Origin of the sequence: Mycobacterium sp. (genome assembly GCF_049683935.1) — a bacterium.
Taxonomy (GTDB): Bacteria; Actinomycetota; Actinomycetes; order Mycobacteriales; family Mycobacteriaceae; genus Mycobacterium.
Window position 1 is genome coordinate 1 of sequence record NZ_JBAUJR010000346.1, and the last position, 1,716, is coordinate 1,716.

1 protein-coding gene is annotated in these 1,716 nt (G+C 71.7%); it reads right to left on the reverse strand.

Going from position 1 to position 1,716, the window contains the following annotated elements; all coding sequences use genetic code 11:
* Nucleotides 1-1,716: Pls/PosA family non-ribosomal peptide synthetase (locus tag WA965_RS20150; RefSeq protein ID WP_526448006.1), on the reverse strand; the 1,716-nt coding region annotated here is incomplete at both ends.

Genomic DNA, 1,716 nt, shown 5'->3' on the forward strand with positions numbered 1-1,716 from the left:
GCCCAGCCACGACGAGCCGGCCTTGGCCTTGTGCGGTGTCGCCGACAGGACGGCCACCAGTCCGTCGTCGGGGACCCGCCGTCCGGGCTGGGTGATTCCCGAATTGCCCAGGAACGCCCGCTTGCCGACCGTCGCGCGAGCGACGTGGATCCAGCCGCCGCCGAGTTCGTAGGACGCCACCATCGTGTCGTCGGCGAGGAACGCGCCGTCCTCGATGACGGTGAACTTCGGGATCAGCAGCGCGGTCGAGATCTCGGTGCCGCTGCCCACCTGCGCTCCGAGCACGCGCAGCCACCACGGGGTGAGCAGGCTGGCATACAGCGGGAACAGGTAATTGCGGGCGGCGTCCATGAGGCGTTCGGTGGCCCACAACTGCCAGCCCGATCGGCTGCGGACGGGGTGGTAGCCCTCATGCAGGCCGATGGCGAGCACTCGCACCCCCACCACCGTCAGCGCCGCGTAGACCAGCACCGCCGCCAGCGTGGCGGGCACAGTCCATGCCAACGCCGGAAGCACCGCGGCGCTCACCGAGGGGGTGTCGCGCACCCCCCAGCCGATGACCGCGAGCCCGGTCGCCAGCGCGGCCAGCGGCAACGCGCCCAGCAGCATCGAGGTCAGGCCGTACATCGCGACCCACGCCGGCGCACTGGGTGGCCGGTGGTCGGGCCACGGATGCTTGGCCTTGCCGGACTTGACCGCCGGTGAGCCCTTCCAGTACTGCCTGTTCTTCACCTTCCCCACGACGCCGGAGCCGGGCGCCACGTCGGCGTTCTTGCCGACGACCGAACCGGGGAGCAACGTCGTCCGGGCACCGACAGTGGCGTCGTTGCCGACGGTGACGGGGCCGACGTGGAACTGGTCCCCGTCGATCCAGTGGCCGCTCAGGTCGACCTCGGGCTCGATGGAACAGCGGTGGCCCAGCGTCAGCATTCCGGTCACCGGCGGTGAGGAGTGCAGGTCCACCCCGTTGCCGACGCTGTTTCCCAGCGCGCGGGCGTAGTAGACCAGCCACGGCGCTCCGGACATGTTCTCGGCGCCGCTGGCCTCGGCCAGCCGCTCGGCAAGCCACACCCGCAGGTGAACCGAGCCACCCCGGCGGTAGGTGCCCGGTGCCAGGTTGCCGACCAGGGTGCGTGCCCCGAACACGGCGATGCCCATCCGGCCGAAGGGGGTGACGAACAGCAGGAAGCCTGCCACGATCCACCACCAGCCGATGGGCTTCGTCCACGGCACCAGCGACAGCGCGTCGGCGACGTTGTTGGCGATCGCCAGCCAGACCACCCACTGCAGGCCGGTCAAGGTCGCCAGTGGCACCGTCAGCGCGACTTGGACCGCCTGGGTGAGGCGCGGGACCGGCTTCACGACGCGGGTCTCGACCGCCGGCGGGGGAGCGAGTTCGTCGAGGTAGCCCGCCAGCGAGCCCAATCGGGGATGGTCGTACAGCTCGGCGACCGTCATCTGCGGGTACCGCTGCCGAAGCGCCGCGATCAGTTGAGCCGCCGACAGCGATCCGCCGCCGAGTGCGAAGAAGTCCGCCTCGGGCCCGTCGACCGGCGCGCCCAGCACGTCACGCCAGTGCCCGGCCAGCCAGCCCAGGGTCCCGCCGAACTCGGGTGCGTCGTCCGCGGCCCCGCCGACCGGCCACGGCAGCGCGTCGCGGTCGACCTTGCCCGAGGTCCGGGTGGGGAGCTCGTCGACGACCACCAGCCGGGGAAC